This window comes from Streptomyces sp. NPDC048018 (assembly GCF_043202995.1).
In the GTDB taxonomy this organism is placed as follows: Bacteria; Actinomycetota; Actinomycetes; order Streptomycetales; family Streptomycetaceae; genus Streptomyces.
Genome location: NZ_JBIDBK010000003.1, coordinates 831,030 through 847,559 on the forward strand (window position 1 = coordinate 831,030; position 16,530 = coordinate 847,559).

Annotated in this window: 14 protein-coding genes; 10 read left to right on the top strand and 4 right to left on the bottom strand. The window is 74.5% G+C overall.

From position 1 onward, the window contains the following. The first annotated feature begins 262 nt into the window (after positions 1 to 262). Both ACGF1Z_RS14930 and ACGF1Z_RS14935 read left to right on the top strand, forming a co-directional pair. Positions 263 to 1,588, top strand: a complete 1,326-nt coding sequence (locus tag ACGF1Z_RS14930) for an MFS transporter (RefSeq protein WP_393004191.1) — start codon at positions 263 to 265, stop codon at positions 1,586 to 1,588. A gap of 2 nt (positions 1,589 to 1,590) precedes the next feature. Continuing rightward, positions 1,591 to 2,619 carry a TolB family protein gene (locus ACGF1Z_RS14935; protein ID WP_393004193.1) on the top strand — a complete coding sequence of 343 codons (1,029 nt, stop codon included), beginning with the start codon at positions 1,591 to 1,593 and terminating at the stop codon, positions 2,617 to 2,619. Between the two features lie 290 nt (positions 2,620 to 2,909). Here the strand turns inward: ACGF1Z_RS14935 and ACGF1Z_RS14940 are convergent, their stop codons facing one another. Further along, positions 2,910 to 3,848, bottom strand: a complete 939-nt coding sequence (locus tag ACGF1Z_RS14940) for a MurR/RpiR family transcriptional regulator (protein WP_393003787.1) — start codon at positions 3,846 to 3,848, stop codon at positions 2,910 to 2,912. A 218-nt stretch (positions 3,849 to 4,066) separates the two neighbouring features. Here ACGF1Z_RS14940 and ACGF1Z_RS14945 point away from each other — a divergent pair, with 218 nt between their 5' ends. The 5 genes from ACGF1Z_RS14945 to ACGF1Z_RS14965 are packed head-to-tail and all read left to right on the top strand — an operon-like array spanning position 4,067 to position 10,709. After that, positions 4,067 to 6,496, top strand: coding sequence for a GMC family oxidoreductase (locus tag ACGF1Z_RS14945; protein ID WP_393003789.1), 2,430 nt, complete (start codon positions 4,067 to 4,069; stop codon positions 6,494 to 6,496). After that, complete coding sequence (locus ACGF1Z_RS14950; protein WP_393003791.1) at positions 6,493 to 8,391, top strand: hypothetical protein; 1,899 nt, start codon at positions 6,493 to 6,495, stop codon at positions 8,389 to 8,391. The genes ACGF1Z_RS14945 and ACGF1Z_RS14950 overlap by 4 nt, the downstream gene beginning before the upstream one ends. 5 nt (positions 8,392 to 8,396) lie before the next feature. Then, positions 8,397 to 9,470, top strand: a complete 1,074-nt coding sequence (locus tag ACGF1Z_RS14955; RefSeq protein WP_393003793.1) for an alpha/beta fold hydrolase — start codon at positions 8,397 to 8,399, stop codon at positions 9,468 to 9,470. Beyond that, on the top strand, positions 9,467 to 10,396 hold the full coding sequence (locus ACGF1Z_RS14960; RefSeq protein ID WP_393003795.1) for an acetoacetate decarboxylase family protein: 930 nt from the start codon (positions 9,467 to 9,469) through the stop codon (positions 10,394 to 10,396). The genes ACGF1Z_RS14955 and ACGF1Z_RS14960 overlap by 4 nt, the downstream gene beginning before the upstream one ends. A gap of 28 nt (positions 10,397 to 10,424) precedes the next feature. Next, positions 10,425 to 10,709 (top strand): hypothetical protein, encoded by a 285-nt coding sequence (locus ACGF1Z_RS14965; RefSeq protein ID WP_393003797.1) that lies wholly within the window; start codon positions 10,425 to 10,427, stop codon positions 10,707 to 10,709. A 30-nt stretch (positions 10,710 to 10,739) separates the two neighbouring features. On the opposite strand, the gene ACGF1Z_RS14970 is transcribed toward ACGF1Z_RS14965, so the two are convergent. Continuing rightward, on the bottom strand, positions 10,740 to 11,312 hold the full coding sequence (locus ACGF1Z_RS14970; protein WP_393003799.1) for a HutD family protein: 573 nt from the start codon (positions 11,310 to 11,312) through the stop codon (positions 10,740 to 10,742). Between the two features lie 185 nt (positions 11,313 to 11,497). Between ACGF1Z_RS14970 and ACGF1Z_RS14975 the strand changes: the two genes are divergently transcribed. Next, positions 11,498 to 11,701, top strand: a complete 204-nt coding sequence (locus ACGF1Z_RS14975; protein ID WP_007502648.1) for a cold-shock protein — start codon at positions 11,498 to 11,500, stop codon at positions 11,699 to 11,701. A gap of 87 nt (positions 11,702 to 11,788) precedes the next feature. Next, positions 11,789 to 13,546, top strand: a complete 1,758-nt coding sequence (locus ACGF1Z_RS14980; protein WP_393003801.1) for a DEAD/DEAH box helicase — start codon at positions 11,789 to 11,791, stop codon at positions 13,544 to 13,546. 39 nt (positions 13,547 to 13,585) lie between these two features. Here the strand turns inward: ACGF1Z_RS14980 and ACGF1Z_RS14985 are convergent, their stop codons facing one another. Continuing rightward, the gene (locus ACGF1Z_RS14985) at positions 13,586 to 14,704 is read right to left on the bottom strand and encodes a YhjD/YihY/BrkB family envelope integrity protein (RefSeq protein WP_393003802.1); all 1,119 of its coding nucleotides are present in this window, start codon (positions 14,702 to 14,704) and stop codon (positions 13,586 to 13,588) included. Between the two features lie 226 nt (positions 14,705 to 14,930). Here ACGF1Z_RS14985 and ACGF1Z_RS14990 point away from each other — a divergent pair, with 226 nt between their 5' ends. Then, the gene (locus ACGF1Z_RS14990; RefSeq protein WP_393003804.1) at positions 14,931 to 15,659 is read left to right on the top strand and encodes a GAP family protein; all 729 of its coding nucleotides are present in this window, start codon (positions 14,931 to 14,933) and stop codon (positions 15,657 to 15,659) included. A 538-nt stretch (positions 15,660 to 16,197) separates the two neighbouring features. On the opposite strand, the gene ACGF1Z_RS14995 is transcribed toward ACGF1Z_RS14990, so the two are convergent. After that, positions 16,198 to 16,482, bottom strand: a complete 285-nt coding sequence (locus ACGF1Z_RS14995; protein ID WP_393003806.1) for an SHOCT domain-containing protein — start codon at positions 16,480 to 16,482, stop codon at positions 16,198 to 16,200. Positions 16,483 to 16,530: the final 48 nt, after the last annotated feature.

Below are 16,530 nucleotides of genomic sequence, written 5' to 3' on the forward strand. Positions count from 1 at the left end.
GGACAGTCGGCGTCGAAGCGTCTGCGCTTCGGCCTCCTGCCGGTGGAACCCCCCACGAACACCCCCTGCGCACAACGCGAACGTCGTGCTCAACTCGCAGCGTACATCGGGAAGATAGGCGCACAACACGGTGATGATGAGGCCTTTCGCGGAATTGGTGGCAAGCGGTCGCGAAGCCGCACCGATCCAGACCTTCCGGCGGGGGTCCAGCGGTTACAGTGGGCGCGCGTTCACCCGCTCGACGAGCCTGGAGTCCTGGACCGTGTACCTGGCCGACCGCTCCGCGCCCCAGGGGGCGCCCCGTTCCGCGCCGGACCGCGTCCGCGGCACGGTCCGGGCGGTCTCCCCGACCGTCCTCGCGCTCGGCACGGTCAGTCTGATCACCGACGTCTCCAGCGAGATGGTCACCGCGGTGCTGCCGCTGTACCTGGTGATGGGCCTCGGGCTCAGTCCGCTGGGGTTCGGGATGCTCGACGGGCTGCAGAACGGGGTGAGCGCCCTGGTGCAGCTCACCGGCGGGCATCTCGCGGACCGGGTGCGCAACCACAAGCTGGTCGCCGGCATCGGCTACGGCCTGTCGGCCCTGTGCAGACCGCTGCTGCTCGTGCACGACGTGGGCGCCCTCGGGACGGCGCTGGCCCTGGACCGTACGGGCAAGGGCCTGCGCACCGCCCCGCGCGACGCGCTGATCTCGCTGTCGGCGCCGCCGGAGCGCCAGGGCCGGGCCTTCGGGGTGCACCGGGCGATGGACACCACCGGGGCGCTGCTCGGCCCGATGCTCGCGTTCCTCATCCTGGGCGTGGCGGCCGGGGGTTACGACGCGGTGTTCGCGGTCAGCGGGTGCGTGGCGGCGCTCGGGGTCCTGGTGCTGCTGCTGTTCGTGCCGGGCGGGAGGAAGGCGGCCCCCGAGGCCGCGGGCCGGACGCCCGGGGCGAGGGAGCAGGCACCCGGGGCCGGGGAGCAGGCGCCCGGGGAGGCCGGCGGCGGGCCGCCGCGGGTCGATCTGCGGGCGGCGTTCGGGCTGTTGCGGACTCGGCGGCTGCGGGCGCTGTTCGTGTGCGCGGTCCTGCTCGGCCTGACGACGGTGAGCGACGCGTTCCTGTACCTGCTGGTGCAGCGCCGCACGGGGATCGACGAGCAGCTCTTCCCGCTCCTGCCCCTGGGCACGGCCGCCGTGTTCCTGCTGCTCGCGCTGCCGGTCGGGCGGCTCGCGGACCGGGTGGGGCGCCGGGCGGTGTTCCTGGCCGGGCACGCCGGACTGCTGCTGGCGTACGCCCTGCTGCTGTGGGCGCCGGCCGTCCCGGCCCTGCCGTATCTGGTCCTCGTGCTGCACGGCGTCTTCTACGCCGCCACCGACGGCGTGCTGCCCGCGGCGGTGGCCGCCGTGGTGCCCGAACGACTGCGGGCGAGCGGTATCGCCCTGGTCGGCACCGGCCAGGCGCTCGCCCGCTTCTGCTGTTCCCTGGCCTTCGGCGCCGCGTGGGCCGCGTGGGGCGACGGCCCCGCGCTGGCCGCGGCGGCCGCCGGCCTCGCCTGCTGTGCGGCCGTCGCCGGTGCGGCCCTGCGTCCCACGGGAGATCCGCGATGACCCTGACCCCGCTGCGCCGCCTGCTGATACTCGCCGCGGGGCTCGTGCTCCTCGGGGGCGTGGGCGCCTGGTCGGTCCTGTCGGCGGCCGACCGGGCCGCCGAGGACGACAGGCCGCGGCCGGGCGGTCCCGCCTTCGCGAACGGCCGGGTGCGGCTGGACGAGCCGGACCGGCTGGTCTTCCGCAACACGGCGGCGGGCACGCACCGCGACCGTCTGGTGTCGGTCCCTGCGGCCACCGCGGCGGGCGCCGTCCGGACCGCTTCCGACACGAGCTGTCTGCGCTTCCACTCCGCGGCCGGCACGGGCGTCTGCCTGCAGTCCACCACCGTCCTGGGACGCCCGGCGTACCGCGCACAGATCCTCGACCGGGAGCTGCGCGTCAGGAAGTCGTACGCGCTGGCGGGCATCCCGAGCCGGGCGCGGGTCTCCCCGAGCGGCCGGCTGGCCGCCTGGACGGTGTTCGTGAAGGGCGAGTCGTACGGCTCGGCGTTCTTCTCGACCCGGACCGCGATCCTGGACACCAGGGGCTGGCGGCTCTCGCCGAACCTGGAGGAGTTCGCGATCGTCCTGGACGGACGGCCGTACCGCAGCGAGGACGTGAACTTCTGGGGTGTGACCTTCGCGAAGGACGACGACACGTTCTACGCGACGCTGAGCACGGGCGAGGAGACGTATCTCGTCCGCGGCTCGCTCGCGGCCCGCTCCGTCACGGCCCTGACCCGGAACGTCGAGTGTCCGTCCCTGTCGCCGGACGGGACGCGCGTCGCCTACAAGAAGCGCGTGCTCGGGAAGTCCGCCCTGTGGCGCGAACACGTCCTGGACCTGCGGACCTTGAAGTCCACCCCGCTCGCCGAGCGGCGCAGCGTGGACGATCAGGCGGTCTGGCTCGACGACCGTACGCTCGCCTACGCGCTGCCCGCCGACACCCGCGCGAACTCCGACGACGTCTGGACCGTCCCGGCGGATGGCACGGGCACCCCTGCCGTTCTCCTGGAGGACGGTCTCGCCCCGGCGGGCCCCCGCGCATGACGGCGGCTCCGGTCCAGGGGTTGACCGGAGCCGCCGTCAGTGCGACCGCGTGGGGTGCGGTCCTGCCGTTCAAACACGAGGGCCGTCCGAGGAGGAGGGGGCGACCTTCGATGTTCTGTTCGGGCCCGTGGGGGCCTCTTCAGTAAATATACTTACTGTCGAGAAAGCAAGAGAATGAAAATTTTCATGCTACTCGCCGGTACGGGAAGCCGCACCCGTCTTCCCGGGCTCTTCGCGGTGACGGTTCGGCCGGCCACGGTCCGGCGCCCCGGGCCCGGCCGGCGACCGGTTCAGTCGTCCAGGAAGAAGGCGTGCTGCTCCGCCGCCTGCTCGTACTTCTCCAGCCGCAGCTGCGTCCGCTCCGGGTCCGCGTCGGCCATGGCCTGCAGGATGGCCGCGGAGAGCACCCCCGGCGCCGCGTACGAGTCGAAGACGAGCCGTGAGCCCGTACCGGCCGTGAACACCACGTCGGCCTCGTCCACGAGCGGTCCGAGCGCCAGGTCGGTGATCAGCGCGACGCGCAGTCCGGCGCCGCGCGCCGCCCTGACCACGGCGAGGGTCTCCTTGGCGTGCCGGGGCATCGCGAAGGCCACCACCCACGTACCGCCGGCCTCCCGGGCCTGGAGCAGCCCGTCGTAGGCCACGCTGCCGCCGCGGGTCACCACCCGCACGTCCGGATGGATCCGGCGCGCCGCATAGGCGAAGTACTCCGCCAGGGACACCGAGATCCGCAGGCCGACGACGGTCAGCGGCACGGACCGGGCCAGCTCGCGGCCGATGTCGAGGATCCGGTCGGGGTCGGCGAACACGCGCCGCAGCGCCGTCAGGTTCTCGATCTCGGCGTCGACCGCCGACTGGAGCTCGTTGCGGAGCCGCCCCTCGCCCTCCTTGTCCCCCTCGTCCGGCGCACCGGCCACCGCGCTGAGCGCGATCGGCTGCAGGGCCTCCCGGAGCGCGGGGTAGCCGGTGAATCCCAGCGACGTGGCGAACCGCGTCACGGACGGCTGGCTGACGCCCACGCGCTCCGCGAGCTCGGTGATCGACAGGAACGCGGCCTCGGTGAGGTGGTCGATCAGGAACTGGGCGATGCGTCGCTGCGCGGGGGACAGCCGGTGTCCGCCGAAGAGTGCCCGGACCCGCTCGGCGGGCGTGGCCGCCTCCGGCTCCGACGAGCGCCTGCCCGGCGTGATCGCGGCCGCCTGTGCGCGCGCCTGCTGCCCAGATGGCACGGGGTGCCTCCCTCTCGTCTCCTGCCGCCCAAGATAGTTCAACGGCGCGCCCTCCCCCGGACGGACGCCCGACGAGCGGGCCCGAGGGGTTCCCGCTCCCGTGCCGCCCCCCCACGCCCTTCCCCCGGACGCGCCGTTCGCTTGGTGCCGCGACCCGGCAGACCTTAGCGTCCCTTTCGGGGCAGAATGCCCGATCGTCGCCCGTAAGGGGATCGCCGATGACGCACGAACGGCGCCACCGCACACCGGAATCCGACGAAGAGGTCGACGTCGTCGTGGTCGGTTCGGGCTTCGGCGGCTCCGTCGCCGCCTACCGGCTCGCCGCCGGCGGCCGCTCCGTCGTCGTCCTGGAGCGCGGCAAGCCCTACCCGCCGGGCGGCTTCCCCAGGACGCCCGCGGCCATGGCCCGCAATTTCTGGGACCCCAGCGAGGGCCTGCACGGCCTGTTCGACATCTGGTCCTTCCGCGGACTCGAGGGAGTCGTCTCCAGCGGTCTCGGCGGGGGCTCCCTCATCTACGCCAACGTGCTCCTGCGCAAGGACGAGAAGTGGTTCGTCCACGAGTCGCCCCTGCCGGGCGGGGGTTACGAGAACTGGCCGATCTCCCGTCAGGACCTCGACCCGCACTACGCCGAGGTCGAACGGATGCTCGGCGCCACGCCGTACCCGTACCGGGACACCCCGAAGACGGTGGCCCTGCACGAGGCCGCCGGGCGGCTGGGCCTGGAGGTGTCCCGGCCCCCGCTCGCCGTCTCCTTCGCCGCCGACGGCGAGGGTGGCGCCCCCGTCCCCGGCGCCCCGCTGCCCGAGCCGGACTACGGAAACCTGCACGGCCTGCCGCGCGGGACCTGCCGGCTCACCGGCGAGTGCGACCTCGGCTGCAACACCGGCGCCAAGAACACCCTCGACCACACCTATCTGTCGGCCGCGCGCCACCACGGCGCCGACCTCCGCACCCGCTGCGAGGTGCGCGGCTTCGCGCCCCGCCCCGGCGGCGGCTACGAGGTCCGCTACGTGGTCCACGACCCCGCCCGCGAGGGGCACCGCACCCCCACGGGCCGGCTGCCGCTGCACCGGATCCGCTGCCGCCGCCTGGTCCTGGCGGCCGGCGCGTTCGGCTCGACGTTCCTGCTGCTGCGCAACCGTGCCGCGCTGCCCGGCATCGGTCCGGCCCTCGGCAACCGCTTCAGCGGCAACGGCGACCTGCTCGGCCTGATCCTCGACGCGACCGGCGGCTCCGCGGGGCGCGGGCCGCGCAGGCTCGCGAGCAGCACCGGACCGGTCATCACCAGCGCGATCCGCGTCGGCGACGCACTCGACGGGGACGGCTCGACGGGCCGGGGGTACTACGTCGAGGACGCCGGCTACCCGGCCTTCGTGGACTGGCTCGCCGAGGTGTCCCAGGTGCCGAAGAGCCTCCCCCGCACCGTCCGCTTCGCCCTGCACCGGCTGCGCGCCCGTCTCGGCCTCAGCCCGCAGAGCAACATCAGTGCCGGGCTCGCCCTGCTCCTCGGCCCGGCCGTCTTCTCGGACAGCGCGCTGCCGCTGCTCGGCATGGGCCGGGACGTGCCCGACGGCCGGATGAGCCTGCGCCGCGGCTACCTCGACGTCGACTGGACCACCCTCACCTCGCGCGGCTACTTCGAGCGCGTGCGCCGCACCATGGGCGACCTGGCCGGGGCGCTCGGCGGCGAGTTCCACGACAACCCGCTGTGGTGGACCCGCCGGGTGATCACCGTGCACCCGCTCGGGGGCGCGCCGATGGGCCGGCATCCGGCCGAAGGGGTCTGCGACGCCTACGGCGAGGTGTTCGGACACCCGGGCCTGTACGTGCTGGACGGCTCCGCCCTGCCCGGGCCGGTGGGCGCGAACCCGTCGCTGACCATCGCCGCCTTCGCCGACCGGGCCTGCACCCGCATCCTGGAGCGGCCCGCCACCGCACCGGCCGCGTCGCCGGCGCGCCGGCCCGAGGCTGCGCCCGCCGCCCCGCCGGCGCACCACGCCGCCACCGGCCCGGACGGCGGGCGGCCCACGTCCCTCTCCTTCACCGAGGAGATGAAGGGATACGTCGCGCTCGGCGTCACCGACCCCGAGGAGGGGCGGGCGCTCGGCCGCGCGGACGGCCGGCGGCTGATGTTCCGGCTCACGATCACGGCGGACGACGTCGACCGGTTCGTGGCGGACCCGCGCCACCGGGCGGGCGCGTCCGGGTACGTCGAGTGCGACGCGCTCGGCGGCCGACTGCCCGTCGAGGCGGGCTGGTTCAACCTCTTCACCCGGGACGGGGACCCCTCCCGGCGCCGGATGATGTACCGGCTGCACCTGCGCGACCCGGGCGGCAACCCGCTCACGCTCGTCGGTCACAAGGAGGTCCGGGACGACCCGGACCCCGACGTGTGGAGCGACACCTCCACGCTCTACGTCCGGCTGCTCGGCGGTCACGTCCCGGAGGACGAGGACGCCGGGGCGCGCGTCCTCGGCGCGGGCGTGATCGTCATCCTGCCCGCCGACTTCGCCCGCCAGCTGACCTCGTTCCGCGCCTCCGGACCGCATCCGGCGCGGGCGCTCGCCCGCTTCGGGCGTCTGTTCCTGGGTGAGTTGTGGGACGTGTACGGCTCCCGCGTCGCCCCGGCCGGGGAGCCCGGGTGAAGACACGCGAACTGCGCGGGCACGCCGGCGAACTCGGTTTCACGCCCCAGGACCAGGTGCGCTGGCTGGCTCCCAGGGAGCTGGCCAGGACCGCGGTCAAGGCCGTCCTCGCGACGGTGTTCGCGGGCTACTCGGACAAGCGTGAGTTCCAGAAGGTGCTGGAGGCGGACCTCCTCCGGGCCCCGCTCGGCCGGCCGGACGCCCGGGAGATCTGGATCGACTTCGTGGCCGACCTCGGCGACGGCTTCGACGCGACGGCCACCGTGGCCTTCACCCTGGCCGCAGAGGAACTCACCGTCGCCGCTCCCCCGACCGACGGCGACGCCTCCACGGAGCGGGACGGCTCCCGCGCGGCCGGGGACGGTGCACCCGGGCCCGGCGGCGCGCCGCTGCGGCTCGTGCGCGGCTCGCTCCTGGTGCTCGGAGGTGACGAGGTGTATCCGGCGGCCTCGGCGGCCGGATACGAGGACCGCATGAAGGGCCCCTACCGGGCCGCTCTCCCCGAGGCGGCCGACCCGCCGCTGATGGTCGCGCTGCCGGGGAACCACGACTGGTACGACGGCCTGACCGCCTTCCTGCGCATGTTCACACAGGCGCGCTCGATCGGCGCCTGGCGAACCCTGCAGACCCGCAGCTACTTCTGCGTCCGGCTGCCGGAACGCTGGTGGCTGGTCGGCCTGGACAGCCAGCTGGGCTCGTACTTCGACGACCCGCAACTGCGCTACTTCGAGGAGCACCTGTCGGCGAACCTGCGCGAGGGCGACGGCGTGATCGTCTGCTCCGCCGAGCCGACCTGGGTGAAGAGCGCCGACCGGAACGTGGACGCCTTCAACGCCCTGCACTGGTTCGACCGCAACATCGTCCGCACCCGGGTCGACCCGCGCACCGGGCAGCGGGTGCCGACCCACGCCTCGGTGCGGCTCTGGCTGACCGGCGACCGCCATCACTACGCCCGTTACGCCGAGCGCCTGCCCGGCGACCCGCCGGGCGCCGGGCCCCCGCCGCCCGACCCGCGTCGGCGCCAGATGGTGACCTGCGGGCTGGGCGGCGCCTTCCTGGCGGCCACCCACCGGCTGCCGGCGGTGCTGCCGCTGCCGCCGCGCGGGGCGCGGCTGCGCGACAAGGACGACCCGCCGGTGGAGTTCGCGCGCATGAGCGGGACGTATCCGGACATGGCGGAGTCCCGGCGGCTCGCCCGCGGCATCGCGGTGCCGTGGTCGGGACGCTGGCTGCCGTGGCGCAACCTGGGCTTCGCGAAGCTGACGGCCGGCGTGCACGCGGTGCTCTTCCTCCTGATGAGCTTTCTGTTCGCGCTGGCGAAGGGGGTGCTGCGGCCGGTCGACGCGGTACGGCGGGCCGGGCTCGGTGACTTCTGGGGTTTCGGAGCCGTCTGCCTGGGCGTGGCCGGGGGGCTGCTGGTCCTCGGCTTCCTCGGCCGGCTGCTGCGCGGGCGGCGGGCGACGCCGCCGTCGGGCCCGGCGATCGCCGTTCTCGCGCAGGTCGCGGTGGCGCTGGTGGCACTGGCCGTGACGGTCGCGATCCCGTTCCCGGCCGGCTGGGACGGCTGGCTGGTGCTGTTCGCGTGTCTGGGCGTCGCCGCCGTCCTGGGCGCGGTGCTCGGCTCGGGGGTGTTCGCCCTGTGGGTGCTGTCCGCGACGGGCGGCGAGGTCGCCGGCTGGCAGATGTCCGGCCAGTCCATCGAGGACCGCAAGGGCCTGCTGCGGCTGCGCATCGCGCCGGGCGGCGACCTCACCCTCTACCCGCTGGTCCTCGACACCGTCTGCCGCGACTGGGAGCTGCGCGAGGAGGCGAACGGCGCGAAGCGTCCCGTGCCTGCCGCCCTGCCGCCCGTCCGGCTGGTCGAGGACCCCGTCGTGATCTCCCGGGAAGCGTGACCGCCATGACCGCCACACCCGAGCCGGCCCCGCCGGCCCCTCCTTCGCCCCTGCGCGACCACGTCACCGAGGTACGGCCGCTGACCGCGCTCGACGGCCGGCCGCTGACACTGGTGCACGTCCGGGGGCGGCGCCCGCCCACCCGGGGCCCGGTGCTGGTCGTGCACGGTGCCGGGGTGCGGGCAGAGCTGTTCCGTCCGCCGCTGCGGCGCACCTTCGTGGACGCCCTCGTCGACGCCGGATGGGACGTGTGGCTGCTGAACTGGCGGGCGTCGATCGACCTGGACCCGGTGCCGTGGACGCTGGACCAGGCGGCGGCGTACGACCATCCGGCGGCGGTGGCGCACGTCCTGGAGGCGACGGGGACGGACCGGCTCAGGGCCGTGGTGCACTGCCAGGGCTCGACGTCCTTCATGATGGCGCTGTCCGCCGGACTGCTGCCCCAGGTGGAGACGGTGGTCAGCAACGCCGTGTCGCTGCACCCGGTCGTGCCCCCGCTCTCGATGTTCAAGATCGCCCGCCTGGCGCCGGTGATCGGCCGTTTCCTGCCGGCCATCTCACCGGCCTGGGGCGACCGGCCGGCGGGCCCGCTGTCCCGGCTGCTCGTGGGCTTCGTCCGGGCCACCCACCCGGAGTGCCGGAACACCGTGTGCCGCATGGTCAGTTTCACGTACGGCAGCGGCCGGCCCGCCCTGTGGTCCCACGAGAACCTCGACGAGGCCACGCACGACTGGATCCGCGGCGAGTTCGCCGACGTGCCGATGACGTTCTTCGCGCAGATGAACCGGTGCATCCGGGCCGGGCAGCTGGTGTCGACGGAGGGCATCGGATCCCTGCCGCCGGCCTTCGCGGACCGGGCGCCGCGGACCGACGCGCGGATCGTGCTCCTGGCCGGCGAGGACAACCGCTGCTTCCTGGCCGAGAGCCAGGAGCGCACCTACGACTTCCTGGCCCGGCACCGGCCCGGCCGCGACGACCGCCTGCACCTGCTGCCCGGCTACGGGCACCTCGACGTGTTCCTGGGCCGCCGCGCGGCGACCGACACGTACCCGCTGATCCTTGAGGAGCTCGCCCGATGAACCGGTTCCTGCGCCTCGCCCGGCTGGGGCTCTCGGCCGTGCCCTCGCCCGTACCGCGCCGGCAGCGCCGGCTCGCCGGCCGGCACGCGCTGGTCGACGGCATCCCGTTCGTGCTGCCCGTCGACTCGGTGGACACACCCGCCCTGATGGCCGGCTTCCCCGTCGACCGGGAGGCGGCCGCCCGTCTCCTGCCCGGCGGTGAACTGCACCCGCTGGCACTCCCCGGCGGCAAGGGGCTGCTGCTGGTCACGGTCGTCAACTACCTGCGCACCGACATCGGGCGCTACATCGAGTTCTCCATCGCGATCGCCTGTACGCACGGGCCACGGCCCGCCCCGCCGCTGCTGCCGGGGCTGCTGCGCGGCGCCTTCCGCACCGGGCAGTACGTCGTGGACCTGCCGGTGAGCAGCGAGATCTCCGTCAAGGGCGGCAAGGGCATCTGGGGGATGCCGAAGCACCGGGCCAGCCTCGACTTCACGGTCGGCGACGCGGCCGTGTCCAGCCAGTACGAGGTGGACGGGCGGCTCGGGATGTACGTCGAGATCGCCCGCCCGCCGGCGACGGCGCTGCCGATGCGGGTCGGCGCGGTCAACTACTGCCCGTTCCGCGGGATGCTGATGAAGTCCTCCGTCTACTTCGACGGTCCGGCCGACGTCGCCGTCGGCCGGCGGGCCCGCGCCCGGCTCGTCCTGGGCGACGCGCCGCAGGTCGCCGCGCTGCACGGCCTGGGCATCGCCGACGACCCGCTGTTCACCGTGTACCTGCCCGCCGCCCAGGGCGTCCTCGACGACCACTTCGAGTGCTGGTTCCTCACCAGCGAGCAGCCGGGGCGGACGTACGGGGAACGCCTGGACAGCGTCGTCGGCCTGGGCCTGTCGCAGGAGTGGCCGGAGCCGCCGCGCCTCGACGTGGGGACCGGGTCGTGAAGGAGCCCCTGCCTGCCGGAGCCCTGAAGTGAGCCTGCTCCCGACCCGGGTCGCCCGGGACCCGCTCCGGCCGGTCCTCGTCCCGATCGGGGCGGTGACGGTGCTCACGGGCGGACGCCGACTCGTGGCGCCGGGCCCGGTCCTGGACCTGCGGCCGGCGGACTCGACCGTCGTCAGCCGCCGTCTGCCCACCGTCGCCGGCACCGTCATGGAGCCGGTCGCGGCGGGAGCGGGCCGGCGGGCACGGGGCTGCCGCGCGCCCTGGGGAGGGAGTGAGGAGCGGAGCGCGGGCGTCGGGACCCTGCGGGCGTGATCGTGTCGCTCGGCGTCCGCGCGCGGCGCGTCAGCTCCGCGCGGGGGTGATCGTGACGGCAGCGGCCACGCCCTCGACGTGGACGGCGGCCGCGTCGGCTCCGGAGAACAGGACGGCGTCGAGCCGGCCGAGGGCGAGCCCGGACCCGGCGACCTCCACCGTGCCCGCCAGGGCGATCACCAGGGTCACGGCACCGGCCCCCGGGACGACGGAGAACCCCTCTCGCGTCACGCGCACGTCCGCCGTCGCGGCGGCGCGGCGCGTCATCACGTTGAGGTCGACGAGCGGGCCGCCCAGCAGCCGGCAGTCGGTGACGGCGTCACCGGAGAAGGAGAAGGGCTCGTAGGGCGTGTCGACGACGTGCGGGACCCCGTCGACGGTCAGCTCCATCCCCGGCCCGTCCACGACCGTGATGATCCGGTCCACCCCGGGGAAGGAGGAGAAGGGACCGCCGGCCGCCACGTCGGCGAGGCTCACCCGCCAGGCGAAGTCCTCCAGGCCCGCGTCGGCGGGGCCCGCGGCGACCTCCCGGGTCACGCCACCGCCGTTCCGCCAGCGCGTCGCCGCCCGGTCCCGCGTCCTGAGCAGGCGTCCTGCGGTCATGTCGTCGCTCCTTCGCTCGTCGTGCCCGGCAGCGTACCGAGATCATCCCGGCGGGAGTGTGGTAAGGTGAAGTAGTTGCAGTTGCGGTACCCATGAACCTATGTGCGCCCTGGAATGCTCCTGGGCGCATATTTTGTTTTCCGGCATCTCCGGATGGGGCCTCTGCCTACCAGAAGGAGAAAATCATGGCGCAGGGAACCGTGAAGTGGTTCAACTCGGAGAAGGGCTTCGGCTTCATCGAGCAGGACGGTGGCGGTCCGGACGTCTTCGCCCACTACTCGAACATCGCCACCCAGGGCTTCCGTGAGCTCCAGGAGGGCCAGCGGGTCTCCTTCGACGTGACGCAGGGCCAGAAGGGCCCGCAGGCGGAGAACATCGTCCCCGCCTGATCGCCACTCGCGTATCGCTCACCGGGGTCCGCACCGTCAGGGTGCGGACCCCGGTTTTGCGCTGTTCCCAGGAAGGCAGACCACCGCATGTCCCGTAGGCCCCAGAAGTCGAACCGGCGTTCCTCGGCGCCGTCACCGGCCCCGTCCTCACCGAGGGAGTTCCGGCTGCCGGAAAACACGACGCCCGCGCTTCCCGCCGTCGAGGACTTCGCGGGTATGGAGCTGCCGCCAGCTCTCCTGAAGACCCTCGCCGCCCAGGGTGTGACCACGCCCTTCCCCATCCAGGCCGCCACGCTGCCCAACTCGCTGGCCGGCCGGGACCTGCTGGGCCGTGGGCGCACCGGCTCCGGCAAGACCCTCGCCTTCGGGCTGGCGCTGCTGGCCCGTACCGCCGGCCTGCGGGCCGAGCCCAAGGCGCCGCTCGCCCTCGTCCTGGTGCCCACCCGGGAACTCGCCCAGCAGGTGACGGACGCCCTCACGCCCTACGCCACGGCCGTGAACCTCCGGCTGACCACCGTGGTCGGCGGGCTGTCCATCACCAAGCAGGCGGCCTCGCTCCGCCGCGGTTCCGAGGTGCTCGTGGCGAGCCCCGGCCGGCTGAACGACCTCGTGGAGCGCGGGGACTGCGTCCTCGACGACGTGCGCATAACGGTGCTGGACGAGGCCGACCAGATGACCGACATGGGCTTCCTGCCCCAGGTCACCAAGCTGATCCAGCAGGTGCGGCCGGACGGTCAGCGCATGCTCTTCTCGGCCACCCTCGACGCCAACATCGACCGCCTCGTGCAGCGGTTCCTCACCGACCCGGTCGTGCACTCCGTGGACCAGTCCGCGGGCGCGGTGACCACCATGGAGCACCACGTGCTCCACGTCCTGGACGAGACCGACAAGAAGGCCGTCACCACCCGCATCGCGGCGCGTGACGGGCGGGTCATCCTCTTCCTCGACACGAAGCGGTCCGCCGACCGGCTCGCCAAGCGGCTCCTGTCCGTCGGCGTCCGCGCCGCGGCCCTGCACGGCGGCCGTTCACAGCCGCAGCGGAACCGCACGCTGGACCAGTTCAAGAGCGGCCATGTCACCGCCCTGGTGGCGACGAACGTGGCGGCCCGGGGAATCCACGTCGACGACCTCGACCTCGTCGTGAACGTCGATCCCCCCATGGACCACAAGGACTACCTGCACCGGGGCGGCCGGACGGCCCGCGCCGGCGGCAGCGGCAGCGTGGTCACCCTGGTCCTGCCGGACCAGAAGCGGGAGGTCACCCGCATCATGTCGGACGCGGGCATCAGCCCCAGGACGGCCCGCATCAGGTCCACGGACGAGGAACTGACCACGATCACCGGCGCGCGCGAGCCCTCCGGCGTTCCCGTGGTCGTCGAGGTCGTCGCGCCGGCCGCCCCGCCGGCGCCCCGCCGGGGCGGGAAGACCGGCGGCGAGTCCGGTGCCCGGTCCGGGCGCCGCCGCCGCAGGAGTGATGCTCCGGCGGCTCCGGAAGCCGCCGCCGGCACGAGGGACCGGGGCCAGGGCCGGCGGCCCGCCGCCGGGACGACGGGCACCGACAAGCCGGCCGCGGCCAACGGGCGCGGCTCGGCCCGCCGGGGCGGGACGGGTGCAGCCGCCGGTGCCGGCTCGGGCGGACGCGCCGGGGCCGGAGCGGGCAAGGCCGCGGGCACGGCCGGCGGCCAGGGCGTCCGCGGTACCGAGCGCAGGACCGGCGAGGGTGCGCCGTCCCGCGGCGCCGCCGGCAGGGCCGGCCGCGGGGCCTCCGGCCGCCGGACGACGGCGGCGGGCGGCACCGCCGAGCGCTCCTCCGGCCGAGGCGACCGCCGCAGGTCCGCGACGTAGTCCGGACCCCGCGCCGCCGCCTGCGCGGTGGCGCGGGGGTCAGTCCGCCGCTGGACCGGCCGCCCCCGGCCCGTCCGACGGGGTGTCGTCGGGGGGCGGCGCCGGCGCGGTGCCGGCGGACGGCAGGGGCGGTGCGGTGCCGGCGGACGGCGGATCCGGTGCGGGGCCGGCGGACGGCAGGGGCGGTGCGGCGCCGGCGGACGGCGGATCCGGTGACTCGGGTGTCCCCAGGTGGCGGGCCGCCCAGGGTTCGCGGGCGATGACGGCGCCGGCGGTGATGCACAGGGTCACGACGACGCAGAGCACGATGAGCCAGGACAGCAGGGTGAAGACCGCGCCCAGCGAGCCGTACTTCTCCAGGCTGCGGTCGAGGGCCCTCGGCATGTAGAGCGACGCGGTCGCCGTGGCGACGCTCAGGGCGACCCCGGTCAGCAGCGCGCCCGGCAGCAGCGGCAGCCAGGGCACCCGGGCGGCCAGCAGCAGGTGCTGCGACCACCACCACATGCCCACCTCCGCGAGCAGCAGCAGCGGCACGCCCAGCCAGAGTCCCAGGCCGAAGCCGTCGCGCAGGCTCCCCTGCACCGCGATCATGACCAGCCACGCGGCGAGCCAGGCGATCCAGCGCCAGGCGGCCACCCGGGGGCTCGCCCCTCGCAGCCTCCAGGCGCGCTCGCAGAGACGCTGCATGGCCCGGCTGCACGCGGTGGCCGAGATGAGCACCATCAGCCCGCTGACGACACCGAAGGTCTGACGCAGTTCGTCGGACGGGTCCCCGGTGCCCTGGAGGGCCTTGTCCAGTTCGGCCTGCGCGCTCCCGGTCAGGCCGAAGACGGCGTGCAGCGAGCTGACGAACTGATCGCGCACCCCGTCCGGCGCGACGGAGCCCACCACGAAGAGCAGGGGGACCGCCGTCAGGAAGGTCTGGGATGCCAGCCGGGTCGCCGAGTCGAACACGTTCACCGAGATCAGGCGGGACATCAGGTTCGTGATCAGCGGGAAGCGCTCCTCCGCCCCGTTCCACAGACCCACCGCCCGGTTCCGCAGACGCGCCGCGCGGGCCCGCAGCGAGGCGCCGGACCTGCGCCTCCGGTCGCGCCGCCGGTCCCGGCGCGCGCCACGGCCGCGGCGCCACCCCCCGGCCTTCGTCCCTCGCTGCATGCTGCCAGCGTGCCGCCCGTACGCCCGCCCGGCTCGCAGCGGCGGCGGGGCCGGGACCGAACGGGTGAACCCGGCACGATCGGGGCGGCGGAGCGTACGGGGGCACGGCCGTCCCGGCCGGGACGGCGCCGGCGAGGATTTGTGGGGTTCCGGCGGGCCGGTGAAGATGAAGCCATGAGCGAGAGCGGCCCGTCAGCCGGGCCCGCGAGGCCGTGCGGGGGCCGCCATGCTGCCTGATCTGGTGCTCATCGGCCTCGGGATCGCGATCTTCCCCCTGTCGGTGACCGCGTTCGTCGTGGTCCTGTCCGCGGACCGCGGAACGTGGAAGGGGCTGGCCTTCATCCTCTCCTGGGTCGCCTGCTTCGTGGCGGTCCTCGCCGCCGTGCTGATCACCACCGGCGGCAAGCCGCCGGCCCCGAAGTCCCCTCCGTCCACCGCCACGATCGCCGTCAAGCTCGCCATCGGCACGGGGCTGGTCGTGTACGGGTGGTACCGCTACCGGGGCGGCGGGCGGACCACCCGTCAGGAGCGGCCTTCCGGCGCGGACGACGCCCCGGCGGGAGGGGAGGCGGCCGACGCGGGCCGGTCCCCCGAGCCCGAGGAGCCCTCCGGCAGGATGTCGGCACGGCTCGACCGGATCTCCGGCTGGACCGCGGCGGGGCTGGCTCCGCTGCTCCAGCCCTGGGGCCTGGTGGCGGCCGGCGCGGCGACGGTGGTGGGCGCCGACCTGTCCCGCACCTCCTCGTACCTGGCCCTGGTCGCGTACGCCGTCCTCGCCACCAGCAGTCTGCTGGCGATGGAGCTCTACGCGGTGTTCGCGCCCGACACGTCCCGCGAACGACTCGGGCAGCTGCGTACCTGGTTCCAGACGCACCAGAACCAGGCTCTTGTGGGTGTGTCGCTCGTGGTGGGCCTGTTCCTGATGGGCAAGAGCATCTACGAGCTGACGTCCTGACCCGGCGGCACACGCCCGGAGCAGACTCCCAGGGCCGGTAGGCGTCGTCGCTCCCCCACCGGCCTTGTCGCTCCCCGGTCGGCGTCGTCGCTTCCCGGACGGTTTGCAGCCCTGGGGGACGTGGGGGCCCGGGATGCGTGCCGACCGTTGGGAATGGGCAGTGTGCCTGCCGCCCCGGGCGCGTACCGGCCGAGGCGGCGCCCCCCCCACCCGCCGCCCCCGAGTCGGTCGCCGCGCTCGGCCGTGGAGCGCGGGGCAGGGGCCAGGCGTCCAGGGCCGATGACGTACGCGCCGAGGGCGATCACGATGCCGAGCGCGAGCGCGGTCCGCAGGCCGATGCGCAGAAAGCGGAGGAGATCGGCGAAGACGGTCTCCGCGGCCGCCGCGGTGCGCGCGGCCCGGCCAGGGCGCGCCTCGCAGGTGAGCCAGGAGCACGCCGACCCGCGGCGAGCACCACGGTGAAGACGGGCAGCCGGGTTGCCGGGTGCGCGCGGACGCCCGCCCTGCGCAGGTGTCGCGGGGCGGGCGTCCGGCGAGGTCAGGAGCCGAGGATCTTGCTCTTCTGGACCGCGAACTCCTCCTCGGTCAGCACACCTTGTTCCTTCAGCTGTCCGAGTTCCTTCAGTTGGGCGATCTTGTCGCCCATGTCGTCACCGGCCGGGGCCGGCGCGGGCGGCGGCGGTGGCGGTGCGTACTGCGGGGGCGCCTCCGCCTCCTGCTGGGCCCACCGGCCGGCCTGGCGCCGCGAGACCCTGTTGGAGACCGCGGTGGCCGTTCCGGCCACGACCGCGGTGCGCGCCACCCCTCGAAGAAGTCCTGGCATGTCGGGTCCTCCTAGACCACTCTCGACTGGATCGCTTCCTCCGCCGTC